This window comes from Paenibacillus sp. tmac-D7, assembly GCF_006519665.1.
GTDB classification, from domain to species: Bacteria; Bacillota; Bacilli; order Paenibacillales; family NBRC-103111; genus Paenibacillus_G; species Paenibacillus_G validus.
Genome location: NZ_VIDW01000132.1, coordinates 1 through 503, shown reverse-complemented (window position 1 = coordinate 503; position 503 = coordinate 1). Strand labels below are relative to the sequence as shown.

Genomic DNA, 503 nt, shown 5'->3' with positions numbered 1-503 from the left:
ACAGAAGCACTCACTTCGATGTTCAGTTTTGAAAGGCGCAATAGCCTTTCTCGGTTAGCCCGCTAACCGATTCGTTTGGTGATGATGGCGGAAGGGAACCACGCGTACCCATCCCGAACACGAACGTTAAGCCTTCCAGCGTCGATGGTACTTGGACCGCAGGGTCCTGGGAGAGTAGAACGTCGCCAAGCGAATCCACCTTGTGTGGATGAATAAGGTCAACATGAGGGCCCTTAGCTCAGCTGGTTAGAGCGCACCCCTGATAAGGGTGAGGTCGGTGGTTCGAGTCCACTAGGGCCCACCATAAATTTCATAATGTTTGGGGCCATAGCTCAGCTGGGAGAGCGCCTGCCTTGCAAGCAGGAGGTCAGCGGTTCGATCCCGCTTGGCTCCACCAAAAACTACCTCTTGTCGAGCGATCGGCATTATGGTAAGATGACTTTCCTGCCGGTTGAACGGCAGCAAGAACTTGTTCCTTGAAAACTGGATAAACGAAACAAAGC

General features: G+C 52.9%; 2 tRNA genes and 1 rRNA gene. All 3 read left to right on the top strand.

From position 1 onward, the window contains the following. Positions 1-74: 74 nt before the first annotated feature. The 3 genes from rrf (at position 75) to FKP33_RS26805 (ending at position 397) form a co-directional block, all read left to right on the top strand. A 5S ribosomal RNA gene (gene rrf, locus FKP33_RS26815) occupies positions 75-191 on the top strand. 36 nt (positions 192-227) lie between these two features. After that, positions 228-304, top strand: a tRNA-Ile gene (locus tag FKP33_RS26810). A gap of 17 nt (positions 305-321) precedes the next feature. Next, positions 322-397 (top strand) — tRNA-Ala (locus FKP33_RS26805). The last annotated feature ends 106 nt before the right edge of the window (positions 398-503 follow it).